Annotated in this window: 23 protein-coding genes; 11 read left to right on the forward strand and 12 right to left on the reverse strand. The window is 66.9% G+C overall.

Going from position 1 to position 21,467, the window contains the following annotated elements; genetic code table 11:
• Positions 1-124: 124 nt before the first annotated feature.
• Positions 125-1,762 (reverse strand): PPE family protein, encoded by a 1,638-nt coding sequence (locus AC5Y7V_RS19155; RefSeq protein ID WP_499881788.1) that lies wholly within the window; start codon positions 1,760-1,762, stop codon positions 125-127.
• Between the two features lie 317 nt (positions 1,763-2,079).
• Here AC5Y7V_RS19155 and kstR2 point away from each other — a divergent pair, with 317 nt between their 5' ends.
• Together kstR2 and fadA6 are read left to right on the forward strand one after the other, a co-directional pair.
• Entirely contained in the window at positions 2,080-2,682 is a 603-nt protein-coding gene (gene kstR2, locus AC5Y7V_RS19160) for a TetR family transcriptional regulator KstR2 (RefSeq protein WP_499881607.1), read from the forward strand.
• 3 nt (positions 2,683-2,685) lie between these two features.
• A complete protein-coding gene (gene fadA6 / locus AC5Y7V_RS19165; protein ID WP_499881608.1) occupies positions 2,686-3,846 on the forward strand; it encodes a steroid 3-ketoacyl-CoA thiolase FadA6 in 1,161 nt (386 codons plus the stop codon).
• 73 nt (positions 3,847-3,919) lie between these two features.
• On the opposite strand, the gene AC5Y7V_RS19170 is transcribed toward fadA6, so the two are convergent.
• From AC5Y7V_RS19170 to echA20, 7 genes are all read right to left on the reverse strand, one after another.
• Positions 3,920-4,660, reverse strand: a complete 741-nt coding sequence (locus tag AC5Y7V_RS19170) for a hypothetical protein (RefSeq protein WP_499881609.1) — start codon at positions 4,658-4,660, stop codon at positions 3,920-3,922.
• Entirely contained in the window at positions 4,657-5,304 is a 648-nt protein-coding gene (locus AC5Y7V_RS19175) for a SatD family protein (protein WP_499881610.1), read from the reverse strand. Before AC5Y7V_RS19175 ends, AC5Y7V_RS19170 begins: the two co-directional genes overlap by 4 nt.
• Positions 5,305-5,375: 71 nt before the next feature.
• A complete protein-coding gene (locus AC5Y7V_RS19180; protein WP_499881611.1) occupies positions 5,376-5,798 on the reverse strand; it encodes a nitroreductase family deazaflavin-dependent oxidoreductase in 423 nt (140 codons plus the stop codon).
• Positions 5,799-5,840: 42 nt separating this feature from the next.
• Positions 5,841-6,926, reverse strand: a complete 1,086-nt coding sequence (ipdC, locus tag AC5Y7V_RS19185) for a (3aS,4S,5R,7aS)-5-hydroxy-7a-methyl-1-oxo-octahydro-1H-indene-4-carboxyl-CoA dehydrogenase (protein WP_499881612.1) — start codon at positions 6,924-6,926, stop codon at positions 5,841-5,843.
• Positions 6,926-7,666, reverse strand: coding sequence for a cholesterol ring-cleaving hydrolase subunit IpdB (gene ipdB / locus AC5Y7V_RS19190; RefSeq protein WP_499881613.1), 741 nt, complete (start codon positions 7,664-7,666; stop codon positions 6,926-6,928). The genes ipdC and ipdB overlap by 1 nt, the downstream gene beginning before the upstream one ends.
• Positions 7,663-8,547: a cholesterol ring-cleaving hydrolase subunit IpdA gene (ipdA, locus tag AC5Y7V_RS19195; protein WP_499881614.1), complete on the reverse strand. Its 885-nt coding sequence runs from the start codon at positions 8,545-8,547 to the stop codon at positions 7,663-7,665. Before ipdA ends, ipdB begins: the two co-directional genes overlap by 4 nt.
• Positions 8,544-9,302 carry a (7aS)-7a-methyl-1,5-dioxo-2,3,5,6,7,7a-hexahydro-1H-indene-carboxyl-CoA hydrolase gene (echA20, locus tag AC5Y7V_RS19200; RefSeq protein ID WP_499881615.1) on the reverse strand — a complete coding sequence of 253 codons (759 nt, stop codon included), beginning with the start codon at positions 9,300-9,302 and terminating at the stop codon, positions 8,544-8,546. The genes ipdA and echA20 overlap by 4 nt, the downstream gene beginning before the upstream one ends.
• Positions 9,303-9,386: 84 nt before the next feature.
• Here echA20 and AC5Y7V_RS19205 point away from each other — a divergent pair, with 84 nt between their 5' ends.
• Together AC5Y7V_RS19205 and AC5Y7V_RS19210 are read left to right on the forward strand one after the other, a co-directional pair.
• Positions 9,387-10,145 carry an SDR family oxidoreductase gene (locus AC5Y7V_RS19205; protein ID WP_499881789.1) on the forward strand — a complete coding sequence of 253 codons (759 nt, stop codon included), beginning with the start codon at positions 9,387-9,389 and terminating at the stop codon, positions 10,143-10,145.
• Positions 10,146-10,160: 15 nt separating this feature from the next.
• Complete coding sequence (locus AC5Y7V_RS19210; RefSeq protein WP_499881616.1) at positions 10,161-11,066, forward strand: SDR family oxidoreductase; 906 nt, start codon at positions 10,161-10,163, stop codon at positions 11,064-11,066.
• A gap of 94 nt (positions 11,067-11,160) precedes the next feature.
• Here AC5Y7V_RS19210 and AC5Y7V_RS19215 read toward each other — a convergent pair whose 3' ends face one another.
• The 3 genes from AC5Y7V_RS19215 to AC5Y7V_RS19225 all read right to left on the reverse strand — a co-directional run bounded on the left by AC5Y7V_RS19215 (position 11,161) and on the right by AC5Y7V_RS19225 (position 13,255).
• Complete coding sequence (locus AC5Y7V_RS19215; protein ID WP_499881617.1) at positions 11,161-11,616, reverse strand: nitroreductase family deazaflavin-dependent oxidoreductase; 456 nt, start codon at positions 11,614-11,616, stop codon at positions 11,161-11,163.
• 22 nt (positions 11,617-11,638) lie between these two features.
• Positions 11,639-12,013, reverse strand: coding sequence for a DUF8021 domain-containing protein (locus tag AC5Y7V_RS19220; RefSeq protein WP_499881618.1), 375 nt, complete (start codon positions 12,011-12,013; stop codon positions 11,639-11,641).
• A gap of 78 nt (positions 12,014-12,091) precedes the next feature.
• Positions 12,092-13,255, reverse strand: a complete 1,164-nt coding sequence (locus tag AC5Y7V_RS19225) for a steroid 3-ketoacyl-CoA thiolase (RefSeq protein ID WP_499881619.1) — start codon at positions 13,253-13,255, stop codon at positions 12,092-12,094.
• 183 nt (positions 13,256-13,438) lie between these two features.
• Between AC5Y7V_RS19225 and AC5Y7V_RS19230 the strand changes: the two genes are divergently transcribed.
• The 7 genes from AC5Y7V_RS19230 to AC5Y7V_RS19260 all read left to right on the forward strand — a co-directional run bounded on the left by AC5Y7V_RS19230 (position 13,439) and on the right by AC5Y7V_RS19260 (position 20,348).
• Positions 13,439-14,692: a cytochrome P450 gene (locus AC5Y7V_RS19230; protein WP_499881620.1), complete on the forward strand. Its 1,254-nt coding sequence runs from the start codon at positions 13,439-13,441 to the stop codon at positions 14,690-14,692.
• Between the two features lie 2 nt (positions 14,693-14,694).
• The gene (locus AC5Y7V_RS19235; protein WP_499881621.1) at positions 14,695-15,708 is read left to right on the forward strand and encodes an acyl-CoA dehydrogenase family protein; all 1,014 of its coding nucleotides are present in this window, start codon (positions 14,695-14,697) and stop codon (positions 15,706-15,708) included.
• Positions 15,699-16,862 (forward strand): acyl-CoA dehydrogenase FadE29, encoded by a 1,164-nt coding sequence (fadE29, locus tag AC5Y7V_RS19240; protein WP_499881622.1) that lies wholly within the window; start codon positions 15,699-15,701, stop codon positions 16,860-16,862. Before AC5Y7V_RS19235 ends, fadE29 begins: the two co-directional genes overlap by 10 nt.
• A complete protein-coding gene (locus AC5Y7V_RS19245; protein WP_499881623.1) occupies positions 16,859-17,806 on the forward strand; it encodes a bifunctional MaoC family dehydratase N-terminal/OB-fold nucleic acid binding domain-containing protein in 948 nt (315 codons plus the stop codon). Before fadE29 ends, AC5Y7V_RS19245 begins: the two co-directional genes overlap by 4 nt.
• Positions 17,803-18,204 carry a MaoC family dehydratase gene (locus AC5Y7V_RS19250; protein ID WP_499881624.1) on the forward strand — a complete coding sequence of 134 codons (402 nt, stop codon included), beginning with the start codon at positions 17,803-17,805 and terminating at the stop codon, positions 18,202-18,204. The genes AC5Y7V_RS19245 and AC5Y7V_RS19250 overlap by 4 nt, the downstream gene beginning before the upstream one ends.
• Positions 18,204-19,373 (forward strand): 17-hydroxy-3-oxo-4-pregnene-20-carboxyl-CoA lyase, encoded by a 1,170-nt coding sequence (gene ltp2, locus AC5Y7V_RS19255; protein ID WP_499881625.1) that lies wholly within the window; start codon positions 18,204-18,206, stop codon positions 19,371-19,373. Before AC5Y7V_RS19250 ends, ltp2 begins: the two co-directional genes overlap by 1 nt.
• Positions 19,374-19,502: 129 nt before the next feature.
• A complete protein-coding gene (locus AC5Y7V_RS19260; RefSeq protein WP_499881626.1) occupies positions 19,503-20,348 on the forward strand; it encodes a putative endonuclease domain-containing protein in 846 nt (281 codons plus the stop codon).
• Positions 20,349-20,400: 52 nt separating this feature from the next.
• Here AC5Y7V_RS19260 and AC5Y7V_RS19265 read toward each other — a convergent pair whose 3' ends face one another.
• Complete coding sequence (locus AC5Y7V_RS19265) at positions 20,401-21,348, reverse strand: FHA domain-containing protein (RefSeq protein WP_499881627.1); 948 nt, start codon at positions 21,346-21,348, stop codon at positions 20,401-20,403.
• Positions 21,349-21,467: the final 119 nt, after the last annotated feature.

Raw genomic sequence — 21,467 nt, forward strand, 5'->3', positions numbered from 1 at the left:
CCGGGCCATTGAGGTGACCGGTGGTCGATATGGAATCGAGTAATCCAGCACAGATGCTACGGCGACGTCGACGGGCAGTTCGGATTTTGCGCGAACTCGCTGCCTCCGCGAGTAATCAGCCCAGTTACAGGCGAGCCAGGTCGAACAGGCCGGCTATGCCGGTGCCGATGTTGAGCAGGCCGGAGTTGAGGCCGCTTACGACGCCGCTCGGGTTGCCGGCGATGGGGCCGGTGACGCCGATGTTGAAGAAGCCCGAGGTCTGGCCGTTTAAGGTCGAACCGCCGCTGGCCCTGTTGAAGAAGCCCGACATCGCTCCATCCGCGCCGCCGCCAGTGGCACTGTTGAACAGGCCGGACGACTGCGTGCCCGTGTTTCCGAAGCCCGAGTCTCCGGGCCCGGTGTTTCCGAAGCCCGAGTTTGTGAGGCCCGTGTCCGCGGTGGACCCGATCGTCGTGTTCACGCTGCCCGAATTCCAGAAACCCGTGTTGGTGTTACCCGAATTCCCATTGCCCGTATTGAAGCTGCCCGAATTGCCGAAGCCCGTGTTGACCAAGCCGGCGTTCCCGGCGCCCGTGTCGTAGCTGCCCGCGTTCCCGAAGCCGGTGTCCAGCAGGCCCGCGTTTCCGATGCCCGTCGACAAGATGCCGGCGTTGCCGATTCCGAAGTTCGCGGTGTTCGCGTTTCCGATGCCAATGTTGTTCAGGGTGCCCGGGAGGAATGCATTCGTGCCCGTGTTGAAAATTCCGACGTTTCCGTTGCCGGAGTTGAAGAAGCCGATGTTGCCGCTGCCGGAGTTGCCGATGCCGATGTTGCCGACGCCGGAGTTCAGGCCGCCGAAGCTGAACTGGTTGGTGGCGGTGTTGAAATAGGTGTTGCCGATGCCGATTTCGTTGCTGCCGGTCAGCCCGAAGCCGATGTTGTTGCTGCCGGTGTTGCCGGCGCCCATGTTGTTGGTGCCGAAGTTCCCACCACCGCGGTTCCCGCTGCCGGAGTTTCCGAGGCCGATGTTGTTGGTGCCGAAGTTACCCATTCCGATGTTCGCACCGGTGGTCAGGGAGGTACTGGCGTTTCCGAAGCCGACGTTGCCCGCGCCGAGGTTTCCGGCGCCGAAGTTGTTGCTGCCGATGTTTCCGGGGCCGACATTGTTGTTGCCGCTGTTTCCGCCGCCGAGGTTTCCGCTGCCGGTGTTTCCGCTGCCGATGTTTTGGCCGCCGGTGTTTCCGCTGCCGATGTTGCCGGTGCCGTTCTTGTTTCCGACGCCGATGTTGGGCAGGCCGGCCAGCAGGTCCTGCAGGGTCTGCGCGGGTGTCAGCGCGGCGGCCGCGGACGATGCCCCCGAGTAGTAGCCGGACATGGCCGAGACGTCCTGGGCCCACATCTGCTCGTATTCGCCCTCGAGTTCGGCGATCGCGGGAGCGTTGAGCCCGAACCAGTTCGACATCACCATCTGGACGAACGAATTGCGGTTGAGGTCAACCAGAATCGGGTGGATCGTGGCCGCCTGCGCGGCCTCGAACGCGCTGACCACCGCGCGCGCCTGCCCCGCCGCGCCCGCCGCCTGCGTCGCCGCCTGACTTAGCCATCCGGCATACGGTGTTGCCGCGGCCGTCATCGCGGCGGCTGCCGGTCCCTGCCACGCCTGGCCCGCCAGGCCCGAGGTCACCGCGGAAAACGACGACGCCGCCGACCCCAGCTCCGAAGCCAGGCCGTCCCAGGCCGCCGCGGCCTCCAGCAACGGGCCCGAGCCCGCGCCGGAAAACATCAGCACCGAATTGATCTCGGGGGGCAACACCAAAAAGCTCACCGCCGTCAACCTCCTCACTCGTTCTTCGGCCGCCGTGGCGGATTCCTCAAAACGTGGGACCGATCGCCAGAGACGGTACGACCAATTCGGTGAAAATGTCGGTTTTCGGAGAAAATCACCGTAGCTGCGGGCGCATGATTTACCGGCTCCCTCCTTTAAGGGCCGAGGGCGCTCTGCCGCCGTCGATGACGGTGCCGAGGGGCGGTGTTGGCGAGCTCGTCTTTGTCGCGCCGAGCCCATTGGCCGAGCAAGCGCTTGGTTGATACCCTGATCCAGTGGACCGAGTGGCCGGTCAGGCTAACAGCCGGCGAGACGAATTGCTTGCGCTCGCCGCAAGCATGTTCGCCGAGCGTGGGTTGCGCGCCACCACCGTGCGCGACATCGCCGATGGTGCGGGCATTTTGTCCGGCAGCCTGTACCACCACTTCTCCTCCAAAGAGGAGATGGTCGACGAGCTCCTCCGCGATTTCCTGGATTGGCTGTTCGCCCGCTACCGCGAAATCATCGATAGCGAGCCCAACCCGCTGGAGCGACTCAAGGGGCTGTTCATGGCGTCGTTCGAGGCGATCGAGGATCGCCACGCGCAGGTCGTCATCTACCAGGACGAGGCCAAACGCCTCCTGTCGCAGGACAGGTTCTCCTACATCGAGGACATGAACCGCCAACAACGCAAGATGTGGGTCGAGGTGCTCAATCAGGGCATCGACGAGGGCTGCTTCCAGCCCGACCTGGATGTCGACCTCGTCTACCGTTTCATCCGTGACACCACCTGGGTGTCGGTGCGCTGGTATCAACCCGGCGGACCGCTCACCGCGCAGCAGGTGGGTCAGCAATATCTCGCCATTGTCCTTGGCGGGATCACCAAAGAAGGAGTCTGAAAGATGCCTGAGGCGTACGTCATTGACGCTGTGCGTACCGCGGTTGGCAAGCGCAACGGCGCCTTGGCCGGGATACATCCCGTCGACCTCGGCGCTTATGGCTGGCGCGGATTGCTCGACCGCGTCGACGTCGACCCCGGCGCCGTGGACGACGTGATCGCGGGTTGCGTCGACGCCATCGGCGGACAGGCGGGCAATATCGCCCGGCTCTCGTGGCTGGCCGCCGGTTATCCCGAAGAGGTGCCCGGTGTCACCGTGGACCGGCAGTGCGGCTCCAGCCAGCAGGCGATTTCCTTTGGCGCGCAGGCGATCATGGCGGGCACGGCCGACCTGATCGTGGCCGGCGGCATGCAGAACATGAGCTGGATCCCGATCTCGTCGGCGATGACGGTCGGCGAGCAATTCGGCTTCACCTCGCCCACAAGCGAATCCAAGCAGTGGCTGCACCGCTACGGCGATCAGGAGATCTCGCAATTCCGCGGCTCGGAGATGATCGCCGAGAAGTGGAACCTGTCGCGCGAAGAGATGGAGCAGTTCTCGCTGACCAGCCACGAGCGCGCGTTCGCGGCCATTCGTGGCGGACACTTCGACAACGAAATCATCACTGTCGAAACAGAATCCGGACCGTTCCGGGTCGACGAGGGCCCGCGCGAGTCGTCGTTGGAGAAGATGGCCGGCCTGAAGACACTGGTCGAGGGTGGCCGGCTGACCGCCGCGATGGCCAGCCAGATCTCCGACGGCGCCAGTGCCGTGCTGCTGGCCTCCGAGCAGGCGGTCAAGGACCACGGCTTGACACCCCGGGCCCGCATCCACCACATCAGCGCCCGCGCCGCCGACCCGGTTTTCATGCTGACCGGGCCCATCCCCGCCACCCGGTATGCCCTCGACAAGACCGGGCTGTCCATCGGGGACATCGACACCGTCGAGATCAACGAGGCCTTCGCGCCGGTAGTTATGGCCTGGCTCAAGGAGATCAAGGCCGACCCGGAAAAGGTCAACCCCAACGGCGGCGCGATCGCCCTCGGTCACCCGCTCGGTGCCACCGGGGCCAAGCTGTTCACCACGATGCTCAACGAGCTCGAGCGCGTCGGCGGCCGCTACGGCCTGCAGACGATGTGCGAGGGTGGCGGCACGGCCAACGTCACCATCATCGAGCGGCTCTAACTTCTGGGGCGAACGTGCATTCTGCGACGCTTCACCGGCGTGTCTCGTCGTGAATTGCACGCTCGGCGTTTGGTCACCGCGCGGCGAGCACCAGCGCGATTCCGCCCAGGGCGAGCAGCCAACTCGTGAAGCTGCCCACCAGAAAGTATTCGGTCACTTCGTCGATGCCGATGTCGCCGTTGCGGTTCTTTTGGGCGCTCAGCTCGGGAAAGCGGATGATGCCCTTGGCGGCGACGACGGCGCTGGCCGCGGCGACCTGCCCGCCGACACCGAGGCTCAGGATCAGCAGGCGCTCCATCGGGCCCAGCAGCCGGCCGCCCTTGAGCCGGTCCGACGGCTGCGGCTCACCGGCGGGACGCACCGCGCCCACCGAGCCGAGCACCAGGCGCACCAACTGATTTCCGGTGGCGAACTGCACCAGCACCACGGCGACGATCATCAGCAGCCGGGTGGGCGTCACGTGGCTCAGCGGCAGTTGCACCCAAGCGGACCACCGCGCGATCAGTCCGTTGACCGGCGAGGACCATCCGGACAACGCGGTCGCGAGCACCAGCGCGGCGGCGAATACGGCCAACGGCGCCGTTTGTCGCTTGCCGCTGCGCTCGGCGCGCACGCAGAGCCACTCCCACACGACGGCCACGGCGACCGCCAGCACGAGCAGCGGGACATCGCCGCGATGCCACAGCGCACCCAGTGCCGCGCAGCCCGTCACCACGATCGGCGCGACCACCACGGGGAGCCAGGCCGCGCCGACCGCTCGTCGGCACAGATCGGCAATCCCGACAGCGATCAGCAGGACCGCGACCGCGCTCACTGCAGGCTCCGAAGATATTGGGAGGCACGGACAATCAGGTCCAGACCGTCACGAGCCGCCCGCTGGGACACAGCGGACGGGCTGACGCCCTCGGCCGCGGCGAGCTCCTTCTTGGTCCGGCCGGTCATCAAGCCCCTCACAATCCGTAACGATCTTTCATCGAGCGATCCAAGCAGATGGTCCCGACAAATCAGCGCCGCGTTGACGGCCGCGGCGTCGGCGCGCGTGCCGTCGTCCGCCCGGAATGTGGTGCGCACCAGGGTGAACCCGGGCTGCCGCTGGGCCTCCGCCGTCTGCTGGATGGCGGCCCGGGCGGTCCACCAGCCCGGCCCGTCCTGGATCCCGGCGTCGGCGTCGAGGACGGCGACCGTCCCCCAGCCGATGCCGAATCGGACGTCGGTCTCGGGGGCAAGCAGCAGGCGCACCGTCAATGCGGCGTCGATGGCGGCACCGAGGCTGGGGTAGCTGCCCTGAAACTCGTCGCCGACGGTGAACGCGGGCGGGTCGAGGGCACCGTCGGCGACCTGCCGCAGCGCGGTGGCGACGCGCCGGTGCAGCGCCGGGCGGTCGCGGGCGCGCCGGGACCCGACGATGTCGCCGATCAGGGTCGCACGCAGTGAAGGAGAAAGCTTCACCGTAGCCATATGAAGATTATAGCTTCATTTCTGAAAAGTTTAGGACTTAGCTTCATCCAGCGGCTGGCGAGAAACGGCGCTCAGCTCGGCGATTGATCCTTGAGCCTGAGGTAGCCGTCGATGCCGACTCGCTCGAACGTGCGTCGGCGTGGGGCCGCCAGCATGGGCAGCGCCGCAGCCGCGTCGATGATCTCGGGCTCTACCACCTCGTAGTCTTCGCCCTGGGCCGAGATGGTCGCTCGCCCAGCCGCGCGGACGTTCTGCAACCAATCCACATCGGTGCCGTAGGGCAGCGGTATGACGAAGCCGTCGGCGATGCGCTCGGCTACGACCGGCGTGGTGTACTGCTTGCCGGAGCGCCGCCCGGTGTGCTTGATCGCGGCCGCGTACCAGTGCTTGTGCCCGGCCAGCTGCACCATGAGCGGGTTGAGCAGGTATTTGTTCGAAGCACGAACGGCGTTCAAGAGCGGAGTGGGCCAAGATCCCGGTGCCAGCGTCATCATCCGTCCAGGATGACGCCGCGTCCCGCTCGGCGGCCAGGGTCCTTAGTCCACGGCTGACGGTTCTTCGACCAGCGCCGTCGCCGCCTTCAGGTGGGCGATCGCGTCGCGCACGATCGAATCGATCAGCTCGGCGCACGACGGCAAGTCGTCGAGGATTCCGGCCACCTGGCCGGAGGCCAGCACGCCGGCCTCGGTGTTGCCCTCGACCAGCCCCGCCTTGAGCAGCATCGGGGTGTTCGCCGCCATCACGACCTGCGACCAGGTCAGCTCCTTGCCGTGGCGCATCGCCAGGCCGTCGCGGATCATCGAGGCCCAGGTCATCTGCGACATGTTCTTGAACTTCGCCGCGTTGCGCACCGCTGCCGTCAAACCCCTTACCGGCGAGCCGTTTTCCAGCTTCTCGACCAGCCCGGTCCGCAGCACTCGATGCGGCATGCCGTCGACTCGCGTGGTGACGACCGTGCCGTCCAGCGCCGCCTCGAGGTAGCGCCGTTTGACCGCATCGGGCACGGTGGAATCCGAGGTGAGCAAGAACCTCGTACCCATCGCCACGCCGGCGGCGCCGTAGGACAACGCCGCCGCGAGCCCGCGCCCGTCGAAGAATCCGCCCGCCGCGATCACCGGGATGCCGGTGCCCTGCACCGCGTCCAGCACGGAGGGCAGCAGCAGCGTGGTCGCGACGGGCCCGGTGTGCCCACCGCCCTCGCCGCCCTGCACGATCATCGCGTCGGCGCCCCAGGCCGCGACCTTGCGAGCGTGTTTGGCCGCGCCGATCGACGGGATAACCACCGCCCCAGCGTCTTTCAGCCGGACGATCAGCTCCTGCTTGGGCGCCAACGCGAACGACGCCACCTTGACGCCTTCTCGGATCATCAACTCGACGCGGTCGCCGGCGTCGGCCGCGTCGGCGCGGATGTTCACACCGAACGGTTTGTCGGTCGCGGCCTTGACCTTGCCGATGGCGGTCGCCAACTCGTCGAGGGTCATGGTCGCCGAAGCCAGGATGCCCAGTCCGCCCGCGTTGGCCGTGGCGGAAACCAGCCGAGCACCGGCCACCCAGCCCATTCCGGTTTGCACCACCGGGTGCTCGATGCCGACCAGCTCGGTCAGCGGGGTGCGCAGCCTCATCACCGTATCTCTTTGTCGCGCAGTGCCTTCGGGTCGATGACCTCGCGGATCAGGCGTAGCTCGTCGTCGGTCGGCAGTCGGGACTCTTGCGCCTCGTCGACGCCGGCCACCTCGAACGACGTGTTCTCCCGGACGTCGTCGGGCGATACGCCGGGATGCAGCGACACCGCCCGCATCGTCTTACCGGGCCCGTTGAAGTCGAACACCCCGAGGTTGGACACCACCCGATACGGGTTGGCGAACCGGAATGCCGGGTTGTCGGCATCGATCTTGTCCCAGCCGATGCCGCAGACCACGTCGACCGCGTCGCAGAACACCCGCTTCGAGTGGTTGCCGACCCAGTAGCTGGTCGCGTGGTTGATGGCGTTGCCGGGCGCGCCCCGCAGGCCGAACATCTGCCGGGTGGGGTGCTGCAGCGGGCCGAACGCCGAGATGTTCTGATTGCCAAAGCGATCCACCTGATTGGCGCCCATCACCACGTGCCGGCGCCCCCAGGCCAGCGTCTCGAACACCCGGCCGAACGGCATCCAGCCCTCGACGGCGCCCATCTTGCCCAACGCCGGGGTGTCGGCCAGCAGCTGAGCCTCGCCGTCGGTCAGCAGGATGTCCGGGGAGAACGTGAGCCGGGCCAGGCGCGCGCCGACGGAGGCCATGTTCGTCATCGGGCTGATCATGATTTCGCCGGCTTCCCTGAATAATTCGGCGCAGGCGACCGCGCAAACCTCCGCTCGGCTGCTCATTTCGCGGCCTCCTCTCCGAATGCGCGTACGGCGGCCTGGTAGTCGTCCTCGCTGCCAGACAGATAGGTCTGCACGAACTGCTGCCAGCCCTCGTCGGTGGACGCCGCCTCGGCGTAGTGGCGCTGGAACTTCTCGTCGCGCCCGTAATCCGGTGCGGCGGTGGTGAAGTGGGCCCCGCCCGGCGCCTCGACGACCGCGTCGACCATCATGCGGTTCACCAGCAGCGCCTGCGGCGGGACGGCCTTGACCAGTTCATCGGTCGACACGACCCGCTCCACCGACAGGTACCGTTTCTCGGCCGCCATCAGGAAGAGGTCGTCGAAGTAGGGGTCGATGCCGCTGTAGGCCGCATTGCCTTGGCTGTCACCGAGATTCAGGTGTGCGAAGGCGGCGTCCAGGCGCAGGGCCGGCATCGCGAGCAGCGTCTCGTGCCCGCCGCCGGGCGCCGGATAGGGGCTGGTGACCGTTTGCAGCTCGCCCTCCCAGAAGTCGGGAACCGAACTGCCCAGCCCCGCGCGGATCGGCAGGAACGGCAGGCGCTGAGCCGCCGCCTGCAACCCGCAGCGCAGCATGCCCTCGTCCATCTCGCGCGCTTCGATGGCGCCGCTGGTGCGGGCCTTGGCGAACCACGGGTCGTAGAACGGCGCGGAGTCCAGCGAGACGAATCCGTAGTAGACGCGCTTGACCTTGCCCGCCGAGCACAACAGGCCGAGGTCGGGTCCGCCGTAGGTGACCACGGTCAGGTCCGTGACGTCGGTGCGCAGCATCGCCCGCACGAAGGCCATCGGTTTGCGCCGCGAGCCCCAGCCGCCGATGCCGATCGTCATGCCGCTGCGCAATTCCGCGACGGCCTCGTCCAGAGTCGTTCGTTTGTCGCTCACGCGTTCTTGCCCTTCTTCGTCCCGGCGAACGCATCGCGGTGCTCGTCGGCTACCCCGGCGAGGTTGAGCTCGAACGTAAACCCTTGTTCCATGCGGTAACTCGAGTTGACCCGTTGCACGTCGATGAGGTTGAGCGCCTCCTTGGCCGCACGAATGACGCGCGTGTCCTTGGCGGCGATGTCGCGGGCGACCCGCAACGCGGCCTCGTCCAACTGATCCCGGGGCACCACCTCGTGCACCGAGCCGAAGTGATGCAGGGTGGCGGCGTCGACGGTGGCGGCGGTGAAGAACAGCCGCCGCATCAGGTGCTGTGGCACCAGCCGCGACAGGTGCGTCGCCGCGCCGAGCGCCCCGCGTTCGACCTCCGGCAGCCCGAAGGTGGCGTCGTCGGAGGCCACGATGACGTCGGAGTTGCCCACCAGGCCGATCCCGCCACCGACGCAGAATCCGTTCACGGCCGCGATCACCGGCACGGCGCATTCGTAGACCGCGCGGAAGGCGGCGAAGCAACCGCGGTTGGCGTCGATCAGCGCGGTGAATCCCTCGGTGCGCTGCATCTCCTTGATGTCCACACCCGCGTTGAAGCCCCGGCCCTCGGCCCGCAGGATCACCGCGTGGGCATCGGGATTGGCGCCGGCGGCCGTGACGGCGTCGGCCAGTTCGAACCACCCGCCCGACGGGATGGCGTTGACGGGCGGGTAGTCGACGGTGACCGCGACGATGCCGGGTTCGATTTCGTTGGATGTGATCGTCATGGCACTTCCTGCTGGGGTCAGTTACCTAAGCAAGCACTTGCTTGGTACGCTAGCACAGTGACTCGACCCGACGGAGCCGGCACCATCAATCTGGGATTGGCGGGACGCGTGGTTCTGGTCACCGGCGGTGTGCGAGGAGTAGGCGCAGGCATCAGCTCGGTTTTCGCCGAACAAGGCGCAACCGTGGTGACCTGCGCCCGGCGCGCGGTCGAGGGTCTGCCCTACGAATTCCACTCCTGCGACGTCCGCGACGAAGACGCCGTCACGGCGCTGATCGACGCCGTCGTCGACACCCACGGTCGGCTCGACGTCGTCGTGAACAACGCCGGCGGGTCGCCGTATGTGCTGACCGCGGAGTCCAGCCCGAAGTTCAACCGCAAGATCATCGAGCTCAATCTCATTGGTGCGCTGATCGTTTCGCAGTGTGCCAACGAGAAGATGCAGGGCCAGCCGGGCGGCGGGTCCATCGTCAACATCTGCAGCCTGTCCGGCCGGCGGCCGTCGCCGGGCACCGGCGCATACGGGGCGGCCAAGGCCGGCCTGGAGAGCCTCACGCAGACGCTGGCGGTCGAATGGGGACCCAAGGTGCGGGTGAACGCCTGCGTGGTCGGGATGGTCGAGACCGAGCAGGCCGACCTGTTCTACGGCGATGCCGAGTCCATCGCCGCCATTTCCAAGAACGTCCCGCTGGGCCGGCTGGCCAAGCCGGATGACGTCGGTTGGGCCGCAGCATTTTTGGCCTCCGACGCGGCGTGCTACATCAGCGGCGCCTCGTTGGAGGTGCACGGCGGCGGCGAACCACCGCACTATCTGGCCACTACCAACGCGAGCGCAGTCAAGTAGAGGAGACAAACGGATATGGGGCTAGTTGACGGCCGGGTCGTCATCGTCACCGGGGCGGGCGGCGGAATCGGTCGCGCGCATGCGCTGGCCTTCGCGGCCGAGGGCGCTCGCGTGGTGGTCAACGACATCGGGGTGGGCCTGGACGGGTCGCCCGCGGGCGGCGGCAGCGCGGCGCAGGGCGTGGTCGACGAGATCACCGCGGCCGGCGGAGAAGCGGTCGCCAACGGATCCAACATCGCCGACTGGGACCAGGCGGCCGGCCTCATCCAGACGGCCGTCGAAACCTTCGGCGGCTTGGACGTTTTGGTGAACAACGCCGGTATCGTCCGCGACAGGATGATGGCCAACACCAGCGAGGAGGAGTTCGACGCCGTCATCGCCGTGCACCTCAAGGGGCACTTCGCCACCATGCGGCACGCCGCGTCGTACTGGCGGGGGTTGTCCAAGGAGGGCAAGAGCGTCGACGCGCGGATCATCAACACCAGTTCCGGTGCTGGCCTGCAGGGCAGCGTCGGGCAGGGCAACTACAGCGCGGCCAAGGCGGGCATCGCGGCGATGACGCTCGTCGCCGCCGCCGAAATGGGGCGGTACGGCGTGACCGTCAACGCCATCGCCCCGTCGGCCCGGACCCGCATGACCGAGACCGTCTTCGCCGAGATGATGTCCACGCAGGGCCAGGATTTCGACGCCATGGCGCCGGAGAACGTCTCCCCGCTGGTCGTCTGGCTCGGCAGCGCCGAATCCCGCGACGTCACCGGCAAGGTGTTCGAGGTCGAGGGCGGCAAGATCCGCGTCGCCGAGGGCTGGGCGCACGGTCCGCAGATCGACAAGGGCGCGCGGTGGGATCCCGCCGAGCTGGGGCCCGTCGTCGCCGACCTGCTTGCCAAGGCGCGCCCGCCGGTCCCGGTCTACGGGGCTTAGCGCGGCCCGCCCGCGCCGAACGTGAAGCCATGGCGAGATTTTCGCTTAGTTTTCGCGCTGGCTTCACGCTCGGCGAAGCGGCTCGCCGCGCGGGTTACGGGTCGCAGATGACGATCGGGATGGTCCGGTCGGTCCAGGACTGGTAGTCGTCGTAGGACGGGTACATGTCCACCAATTGCGGCCAGTAGTGGGCGCGCTCCTCATCGGTGGCGTCGCGCGCGGTGAGGTCGAGCACCTCGTTCTTGATTTGCACCTGCACCTTGGGATTGGCCTTGAGGTTCAGGTACCACATCGGGTTCTTCGCGGCCCCACCCTTGGACGCCGCGACGATCACCCGGTCGCCGTCGCGCAGGAAGTACAGCGGGCTGACCCGGGGCTCGCCGGTCTTGCGGCCGGTGGTCGTCAGCAGGGCGACGGGGATTTTCTGGAAGGTCCCGCCGAGGCCTTCGCCGCCGTTGCGGCGGTACATGAACGTGTTCAGGCGCGACATCCACTTGATGATGAAGTCGGCGTAGGGCGAGTCGTGAAACCGCGGGGGTGATTTCGGCATGACTGTAGATCCTACGGGCGGGCTAGCGCTGAATGAATGGGCGCAACTTGGCCCTGATGTGATGGATCAGCCCGTCGGCTTCCGGTATCACGAAGGTCTCGTCCACCCGCGACCCGACCCGCCGTCCGCCGAACGAGACCTTGGTCAGCACGTCGTACACCGCGCGCACTTCGTCGCCGGACACGGTGTACTCCGGCGGGGTCGTCGCCGCGATGATGCGGTACTGCGGTCCGCGATTTAGGCTGCGCCGCAGGTGATTTCCGGAAAATCCTGACTTGAGGCCCACCTCGATGCGGGTGCAGCCGTCCGCGAACGGGACGACCTCGGCGTCGTGGGTGACCAGGGCGTCGATGTACGCCTGGGCCGCCGCGATGCGGTCGGCCTCCGAGACGCCCATTTGATTGCCCGCCTCTCCCCCGCAAGCGGGTGGTGCCCCCACCTCATCGCGCTTCGCGCTCTGCATCGTCGCCGGGCGCTAGATGCGTTCGATGATGGTTCCGGTGGACAGGGCGCCGCCCGCGCACATGGTGATCAGCGCGGTCGTCTGGTCGGTGCGCTCGAGCTCGTGCAGCGCGGTGGTGATCAGCCGGCTGCCGGTGCTGCCCACCGGGTGGCCGAGCGCGATCGCCCCGCCGTTGACGTTGACCTTGGCCATGTCGGGCTCGTGGACGCGCGCCCAGGACAGCACCACCGACGCGAAGGCCTCGTTGATCTCGGTGATGTCGATGTCGCCCATCTTCATCCCGGCCTTCTCCAGCACCTTCGCCGTCGACTGCACCGGGCCGTCGAGGTGGTAGTAGGGCTCGGCGCCGACGAGCGCCTGGCTGACGATCCGGGCCCGCGGCCGCAGCCCGAGCGCCTTGGCCTTGTCCTCGTCCATCCACAACACCGCCGCGGCGCCGTCGGAGATCTGCGACGACGTGCCCGCCGTGTGGATGCCGCCCTCGATGACCGGCTTGAGCTGGCTCAGGCCCTCCAGGGTGGTGTCACGCAGGCCCTGGTCGCGGCCCACCATGTGGCGCTCGCTGGTGGGCTGCTTCTGCTCGTCGAGCACCGGCGCCTCGATCGGCGAGATTTCCCGGTCGAACCGGCCCTCGGCCCACGCCTGCTGCGCGCGCAGCTGTGACTGGAGGCCCCAGGCGTCGATGTCCTCGCGGGTGATGCCGCGGCGCTTGGCGATCCGCTCGGCGGCGGTGAACTGGTCGGGCAGGTCGATGTCCCACGAGGCGGGCCGCAGGATGCCGCGGTCGGGGCCGGCGTTGGCGCCGAGCCCGACGCGGCTCATGGCCTCGATCCCGCACGCGATGCCGATGTCGATGGCGCCCGCCGCGATCAGGCCGGCGACCAGGCCGTTGGCCTGCTGGCTGCTGCCGCACTGGCAGTCCACGGTCGTGGCGCCGACGTGGTCCGGCAGGCCGGCGACGAGCCAGCTCACCCGGGTGATGTTGTTGGACTGCTCGCCGAACTGCGTCACGCAGCCGCCGACGACCTGTTCCACATCACCGGCGTCGATGCCGGCCTTTTCCACCAGCGCCTTTTGCACCGCGCCCAGCAGCTCGGTGGCGTGCAGTCCTGAAAGCCATCCATTGCGCTTGCCGATCGGGCTGCGAGTGGCTTCAACGATTACCGGGTTACCCATGGGGCCAGGCTAGAACACGTTTCATTACTATGACAAGCGACGATGCGTCGGCGCCTTTTTTCTACGGTGGAGGCATGTTTTACTGGCAACAGAGCTCCACTAGGGAAGCTAGTGTCCTGGGATCGCCAGTCACTGGCCAGTCGCCAGACCAGCATAGGGACCAGCAGTTAAAGGAGAAGTAGCGTGCCCAGCCCCAACCTTCCGCCCGGGTTCGATTTCACCGACCCCGACATCTACGCGGAGCGGATTCCGGTCGAAGAGTTCGCCGAGGTCCGCGCGACGGCGCCGATCTGGTGGAACGAGCAAGCCCCGGGCCACGGCGGCGGGTTCAACGACGGCGGCTTCTGGGCGATCACCAAGCTCAACGACGTCAAGGAGATCTCCCGGCGTAGCGACGTCTTCTCCAGCTACGAGAACTGTGTGATCCCCCGGTTCAACGACGACATCGCGCGCGAGGACATCGAGCTGCAGCGGTTCGTCATGCTCAACATGGACGCGCCGCACCACACCCGGCTGCGCAAGATCATCTCCCGCGGCTTCACCCCGCGGGCCGTCGGGCGCCTGGAGGACGAGCTGCGGGAGCGCGCGCAGAAGATCGCCCGGGACGCGGCGGCCGCCGGCTCCGGCGACTTCGTCGAACAGGTGTCGTGCGAGCTCCCGCTGCAGGCGATCGCGGGCTTGCTCGGGGTGCCGCAGGAGGACCGCGAAAAGCTGTTCCGCTGGTCGAACGAGATGACCGGCAACGACGACCCCGAATATGCCGACATCGATCCCAAGACGTCGTCGTTCGAGGTGCTCAACTACGCGATGCAGATGGCCGCGATCAAGGCCGAAAACCCCGGCGAGGACATCGTCACCACGCTGATCAACGCCGACATCGACGGGGAAAAGCTCTCCGACGACGAGTTCGGTTTCTTCGTGATGATGCTCGCGGTGGCCGGCAACGAGACCACCCGCAACTCCATCACGCAGGGGATGATGGCGTTCGCCGACTTCCCCGACCAGTGGGAGCTGTTCAAGAAGGAGCGCCCGGAGACCGCCGCCGACGAGATCGTCCGCTGGGCCACCCCGGTCACCTGTTTCCAGCGGACCGCTCTGGATGACTACGAACTCTCCGGTGTGCAGATCAAGAAGGGGCAGCGGGTCGTGCTGTTCTATCGATCGGCCAACTTCGACGAGGAAATCTTCGACGATCCGTATACCTTCAACGTCCTTCGGGATCCGAACCCGCACGTCGGTTTCGGCGGCACCGGTGCGCACTACTGCATCGGCGCGAACCTGGCCAAGCTGACGATCAACCTGATCTTCAACGCCGTTGCCGACCACATGCCCGACCTCAAGCCGATCTCGGAGCCGGAGCGGTTGCGCTCGGGTTGGCTCAACGGCATCAAGCGCTGGCAGGTGGACTACACCGGTAAATGCCCGGTGGCGCACTGAAAATGGACTTCGATCTCACTGCCGAGCAGCAGGCCGTCGCCGATGTGGCGACGTCGGTGCTGGACCGGGATCTGTCATGGGAGGCGCTGGTCAGCGGCGGGCTGACGGCGCTGCCGGTGCCCGAACGCCTCGGGGGCGACGGCGTGGGCCTGCCCGAGGTCGCCACGGTGCTGACCGAAGCCGGCCGCCACGGCGCCATCACGCCGGCGCTGGCCACGCTCGGCTTCGGGGTGGTGGTGCTGCTCGACCTGGCTTCCGAGGAGCAACAGGACCGTTACCTGGCCGGGGTCGCCAAGGGCGCGGTGCTGACCGCGGCGCTCAACGAGCCGGGCACGGCGCTGCCCGACCGGCCGGGCGTCACCTTCGCGGGCGGCCGCGTGTCGGGCGTCAAGATCGGCGTGGCCTACGCCGGGCAAGCGGATTGGATGATCGTGACCACCGACAGTGCCGTCGTGGTCGTGTCGCCCAAGGCCGACGGTGTGCGGCTGGAGCGCACGCCGACCTCGAACGGTTCGGACGAGTACACGGTCACGTTCGACGGTGTGGCGGTTGGTGATTCGGACGTGTTGGCCGGCGCTTCGGCGCACCGGGTCAACCAGCTGACGCTGGCGGCGACGGGCGCATACGCCGACGGGCTGGTCGCCGGGGCGCTGCGACTGACCGCCGACTACGTCGCCAACCGCAAGCAGTTCGGCAAGCCGTTGTCCACCTTCCAGACCGTCGCCGCGCAGCTCGCGGAGGTCTACATCGCTTCGCGCACCATCGATCTGGCCGCCAAGTCGGTGGTGTGGCGACTGTCCGAGGGCCGCGATTCCGATAGCGACCTCGACGTCCTCGGATACTGGATCACGTCGCAGGCGCCGCCGGTCATGCAGACCTGCCATCACCTGCACGGCGGGATGGGCATGGACATCACCTATCCGATGCACCGGTACTACTCCACGATCAAAGACCTGGCCCGGCTGCTGGGCGGTTCTTCTCATCGTCTCGACCTGGTGGGAGCGCAATGTTCATAGACCTGACTCCGGAGCAGCGTCAGCTGCAAGCGGAACTACGGGAATACTTCTCGAACCTGATCTCGTCCGACGAGATGAAGGCGATGGAGCAGGACCGTCACAACGAGGCCTACCGTGCGGTGATCCGGCGGATGGGCCAGGACGGCAAGCTCGGCGTCGGTTGGCCAAAGGAGTTCGGCGGCTTGGGTTTCGGCCCGATCGAGCAGTCGATCTTCGTCAACGAGGCGCATCGGGCCGACGTGCCGCTGCCCGCCGTGACGTTGCAGACGGTCGGTCCGGTGTTGCAGCAGTTCGGCAGCGAGGCGCAAAAGAAGAAGTTCCTGCCCGCGATCCTGGCCGGCGAGGTGCACTTCGCGATCGGCTACACCGAACCGGAGGCGGGTACCGACCTGGCGTCGTTGCGGACCACCGCGGTGCGCCAGGGTGACGAGTACATCGTCAACGGCCAGAAGGTCTTCACCACCGGGGCCCACGACGCCGACTACATCTGGCTGGCCTGCCGCACCGACCCGGAAGCCGTGAAGCACAAAGGCATCTCGATCCTGATCGTCGACACCAAGGATCCCGGCTATTCCTGGACGCCGATCATCCTGTCCGACGGCGCCCACCACACCAACGCCACCTACTACAACGACGTGCGGGTGCCCGCCGACATGCTGGTCGGCGAGGAGAACGGCGGCTGGCGGCTGATCACCACCCAGCTCAACAACGAACGGGTCATGCTGGGCCCGGCGGGCCGCACGGCCGGCATCTACGACCGGCTGCACGCCTGGGCGTCCAAGCCGGGCGGCGACGGCGTCACCCCGATCGACCACGAGGACGTCAAGCGGGCGCTCGGCGAGATCTACGCCATGTGGCGGATCAACGAACTGCTGAACTGGCAGGTCGCGGCCGCGGGCGAGGACATCAACGTGGCCGACGCCGCATCGACGAAAGTGTTTGGCACCGAGCGCATTCAGTACATCGGCCGGCTCGCCGAGGAGATCGTCGGCAAGTACGGCAACCCGGCGGAACCGGACACCGCCGAGCTGCTGCGCTGGCTGGATTCGCAGACCAAGCGCAACCTGGTCATCACCTTCGGTGGAGGCGTGAACGAAGTGATGCGAGAGATGATCGCGGCGGCCGGCCTCAAGGTGCCGAGGGTGCCTCGATGACGGATATCGCCGAAGCGGTCGCGGAGATCACCGCCACCGTGGTCGCCGCGCCGCGCGCGGGCCGGGATCCGGTGAACCAGCCGATCATCAACAACTGGGTCGAGGCCCTCGGCGACCGCAACCCGATCTACGTGGACGAGGATGCCGCCAGGGCCGCGGGCCACCCCGGGATTGTGGCCCCGCCGGCCATGATTCAGGTGTGGACGATGTTCGGGCAGGGCGGTGAACGCCCCACCGACGATCCGATGGGCCCGATCATGAAGCTGTTCGACGACGCGGGCTATATCGGGGTGGTCGCCACCAACTGTGAGCAGACCTATCACCGTTACCTGCGTCCCGGCGAGCAGGTCACCATCCATTCCGAAATGCGCGACGTGGTCGGCCCCAAGCAGACCGGCCTCGGTGAGGGCTACTTCATCAACCAGCACATCACCTGGCGTGTCGGTGACGAAGATGTAGCCGAGATGGCTTGGCGGATCTTGAAGTTCAAGCCCCGCGAATCCGCGCCGTCCTCGGTGCCCGAGGACCTCGATCCCGACACCATGATGCGTCCGGCGTCGTCGCGTGACACCGCCTTCTTCTGGGCGGGCGTCAAAGCGCACGAGTTGCGGATTCAGCGCCGGCCCGACGGCAGCCTGCAGCATCCGCCGGTGCCGGCGGTGTGGCAGGACAAGGCCCAACCCATCGACTACGTCGTGGCCAGCGGCCGTGGCACGCTGTACAGCTACGTCGTGCACCACGCGCCGAAGGTGCCGGGACGCACGCTGCCCTTCGTGATCGCGCTCGTCGAGCTGGAAGAGGGCGTTCGGATGCTCGGCGAGCTGCGCGGCGTCGACCACGCCGAGATCAAGATCGGAATGCCGGTTCGCGCAACCTATATCGACTTCCCGGCCGGTGACTCCGGCCCGGAGTGGAGCCTCTACGCCTGGGAGCCTGACGCATGAGCGCGCCTGTTGTTGAAGTGGGTACCAAGTTGCCCGAGCTCAAGCTGTACGGCGACCCCACCTTCATCATCTCGACGGCCCTGGCTACCAGGGACTTTCAGGACGTGCACCACGATCGGGACCTGGCGCAGGCCAAGGGTTCCAAGGACATCTTCGTCAACATCCTGACCGACACCGGGCTGGTGCAGCGTTACGTCACCGACTGGGCCGGACCGTCGGCGCTGATCAAGTCGATCGGGCTGCGGCTCGGGGTGCCGTGGTATGCCTACGACACCGTCACCTTCTCCGGTGAGGTGACCGCCATCGACGACGGCTTGATCACGCTGAAGGTGTTCGGCCGCAACAGCCTTGGCGATCACGTCATCGCGAACGTGACGCTGACGATGGGGGGTGCCTGATGTTGTCGGGTAAGGCCGCCATCGTCGGCATCGGCGCCACCGACTTTTCCAAGGACTCCGGCCGCAGCGAGCTACGCCTGGCGGCCGAGGCGGTCCTGGATGCGTTGGACGACGCCGGCCTTTCGCCGTCGGACGTCGACGGGCTGACCACGTTCACGATGGACACCAACAAGGAGATCGCCGTCGCGCGGGCCGCCGGCATCGGCGAGCTGAAGTTCTTTGCCCAGACTCATTACGGTGGCGGTGCCGCGTGTGGGACCGTTCAGCATGCCGCGCTGGCCGTCGCGACCGGGGTGGCCGACGTCGTCGTCGCATACCGGGCGTTCAACGAGCGATCCGGCATGCGGTTCGGCCAGGTGCAGACCCGGCTGGTGGGAGACGGTGGTGCCCAAGCGGATTCGACGACGGCCGACAACGCCTTCTCGTATCCCCACGGCCTGTCTACCCCGGCCGCACAGGTCGCCATGATCGCGCAGCGCTACATGCACTGGTCGGGCGCGACCAGCCGGGACTTCGGCGCCATTTCGGTGGCCGACCGCAAGCACGCCGCCAAGAATCCCAAGGCGTACTTCTATGAGAAGCCGATAACCATTGAGGACCACCAGAATTCGCGGTGGATCGCCGAGCCGCTGCGACTGCTGGACTGCTGCCAGGAGACCGACGGTGCGGTCGCGATCGTCGTGACCTCGCCGGAGCGCGCGAAAGATCTCAAGCATCGGCCGGCGATCATCGAGGCCGCGGCGCAGGGCTCCAGCCCCGACCAGTACACGATGGTCAGTTACTACCGCGACGAGCTCGGCCTGCCCGAGATGGGGCTGGTCGGTCGGCAGATGTGGCAGCAGTCCGGTCTGAAACCGACCGACATCCAGACTGCCATCCTGTACGACCACTTCACGCCCTTCACGCTGATTCAGTTGGAGGAGTTGGGTTTCTGCGGTCGCGGGGAGGCGAAGGATTTCATCGCCGACGGTGCGATCGAGGTGGGCGGGCGGTTGCCCATCAACACGCACGGCGGCCAACTCGGCGAGGCCTACATCCACGGCATGAACGGCATCGCCGAGGGTGTGCGGCAATTGCGCGGCACCTCGGTGAACCCGGTGCCCGACGTCGAGCACGTGCTCGTCACCGCCGGGACGGGTGTGCCCACGTCGGGCCTGATCCTCGGCTAGCCTTGCCGTTCCCGCCGCCGAGTGTGCGGCCTGCCGCACGTTCGCGTTCGAGTGTGCGGCTAGCCGCACGTTCGGCGGAGTGTTGATAGTTGAAGTGACGCCGATGGCATTGCCTGCGAGGCTGCCAGGGTGCGAGAGCCGTTCATCGGCAGCGACGCCATCGCTGCAGGGGTGGTGTCTAAGTCCCAGCTGGCGACTCGCTTTCGCCGATTGTTCCCAGACGTCTACGTGGAGCGTGACGTCGACGTCACCGCCGAACTACGTGCCAACGCCGCGTGGCTGTGGAGCGGGCGCCGAGGTGTTGTCGCAGGGTTCGCGGCAGCCGCTCTGCACGGCAGCAAGTGGGTCGACGATGCACAGGCGGTGGATTTACTGCACGACAACCACCGCGGGCCGCCACGGATCACATTGCACGCAGACCGCATCGAGGAGGACGAGATCCAGCTGGTGGCCGGTATGCGGGTCACCTCGCCGGTCAGGACGGCACTCGATTTCGGCTGTTGGTACCCGACCATGACGGCGGTGGCAGGCATCGACGCCCTCGCCAGAGCCACGGAAATTAAAGCGGCGGATGTCGAGCTGCTGGTCCGGCGATACGCCGGACGCAGAGGCGTCGCGCGAGCGCGCCAAGCGGCGGACTTATTCGATCGGGGTGCACAGTCACCCAAAGAGTCCTGGTTGCGCGTCGTCTTGGTCCAGGCGGGTCTGCCCAGACCGCAGACACAGATTCCGGTCCGCGACGAATTCGGCAACGTCTTCGCTTACCTCGACATGGGTTGGGAGGACGTCAAGGTCGCCGTCGAATACGACGGCGACCAGCATCGCAGCGATCGCCAGCAATACACCTGGGACGTAAGGCGATTGGAAAGGTTACAGCGGTGTGGCTGGTTCGTCGTACGAGTGGTGTCGGGCGACCGGCCAACTGAGGTCGTCGGCCGCGTTCGAGCCGCATTGGCCCGGCGAGCGTGCGGCTAGCCGCACATTCGAGACCGAGCGTGCGGCTAGCCGCACACTCGGCGGCGGTCGGCTAAGAACGCGCGACGACCGGGAAGACGGTCTCCATTCCGCGCCGGCCCTTGATCTCCACCTGCTCGGACTGCCCCCAGTCGTATTGCGCCTCGACGGCGGCATGAACGCCGGTGCTGACCATCACGGCCGGGCGGCCCGCGCGCCCGGCGATGCCGGCCAACCGGAACGCCACGTTGGTCGCATCGCCGATGACGGCCGTGACCGTCCTCGTCATCGCGGCGATCGCGGCCCGCCCCTGCACCACGCCCCAGCCCATGCGGATCGGCGAACCGTCCGGTGAACGCAGCGGCAGTGTGGGCCCGAGCTCCTCGACCCGACGGTTCGCGGCGAGCGCGAAGTCGATCGCGAGCTCATTGGCCTTCGGGATCGTCCGCAGTTCCCAGACCGCGTACAGCGCATCGCCGGCGTAATGGTTGAGCGTGCCCCGATGGGCGCGCAGGACGAGGTTGAGCTCGTGCCAGAGATAGTTCAGGCTCTGGGCGATCACCCGGTTATCGGTGACCTCGGAAATCGTCGAGTAGTTGGTGATGTCGCCGACCACCATGACCATCGTCTCCTCGACGATCCGGGTCAGCGTCGGGCTCGTATTGGTCATCCCGGCCGCGGTGAACCGGTCCGATCGGAAGATCAGCACGACATCGCCTATCGAGATCTGGTCGTCGGGCTTGATGGGGACCTGCACGGCCCGTTCCAGCGGCATGCCGTTGAGCAATGTCCCGTTGGTGCTCGTGTCGATGAGGTACGCCCGGTCGGTCGTGACGTCCAAACGGATCTCGAGGTGGTTGCGGGAGATGTTCGGATCCGGGATAACCAGCCGGCGCTGGTCGTCGATGCCCGCGCACTGCCGGCCGACGAACAGTTGGTCGAATATCGGCACGATCTTCTCGCCACCATTCAAGTGCATGACGAGATTGGCCAGCGGCTTGTCCCACCAATCGGAGCCCATGGCTTAACGACCTAGCCGCACTCGAACGGCCGCGTGCGCGAGCGAGGCTCCCCGTTGCCTGCCCCGCTCCGCCTGACGACCCTGTGCACACACGAAGCGTCTGCCATCTGAAGATGCTG

This window comes from Mycobacterium sp. NGS34, from assembly GCF_059812845.1.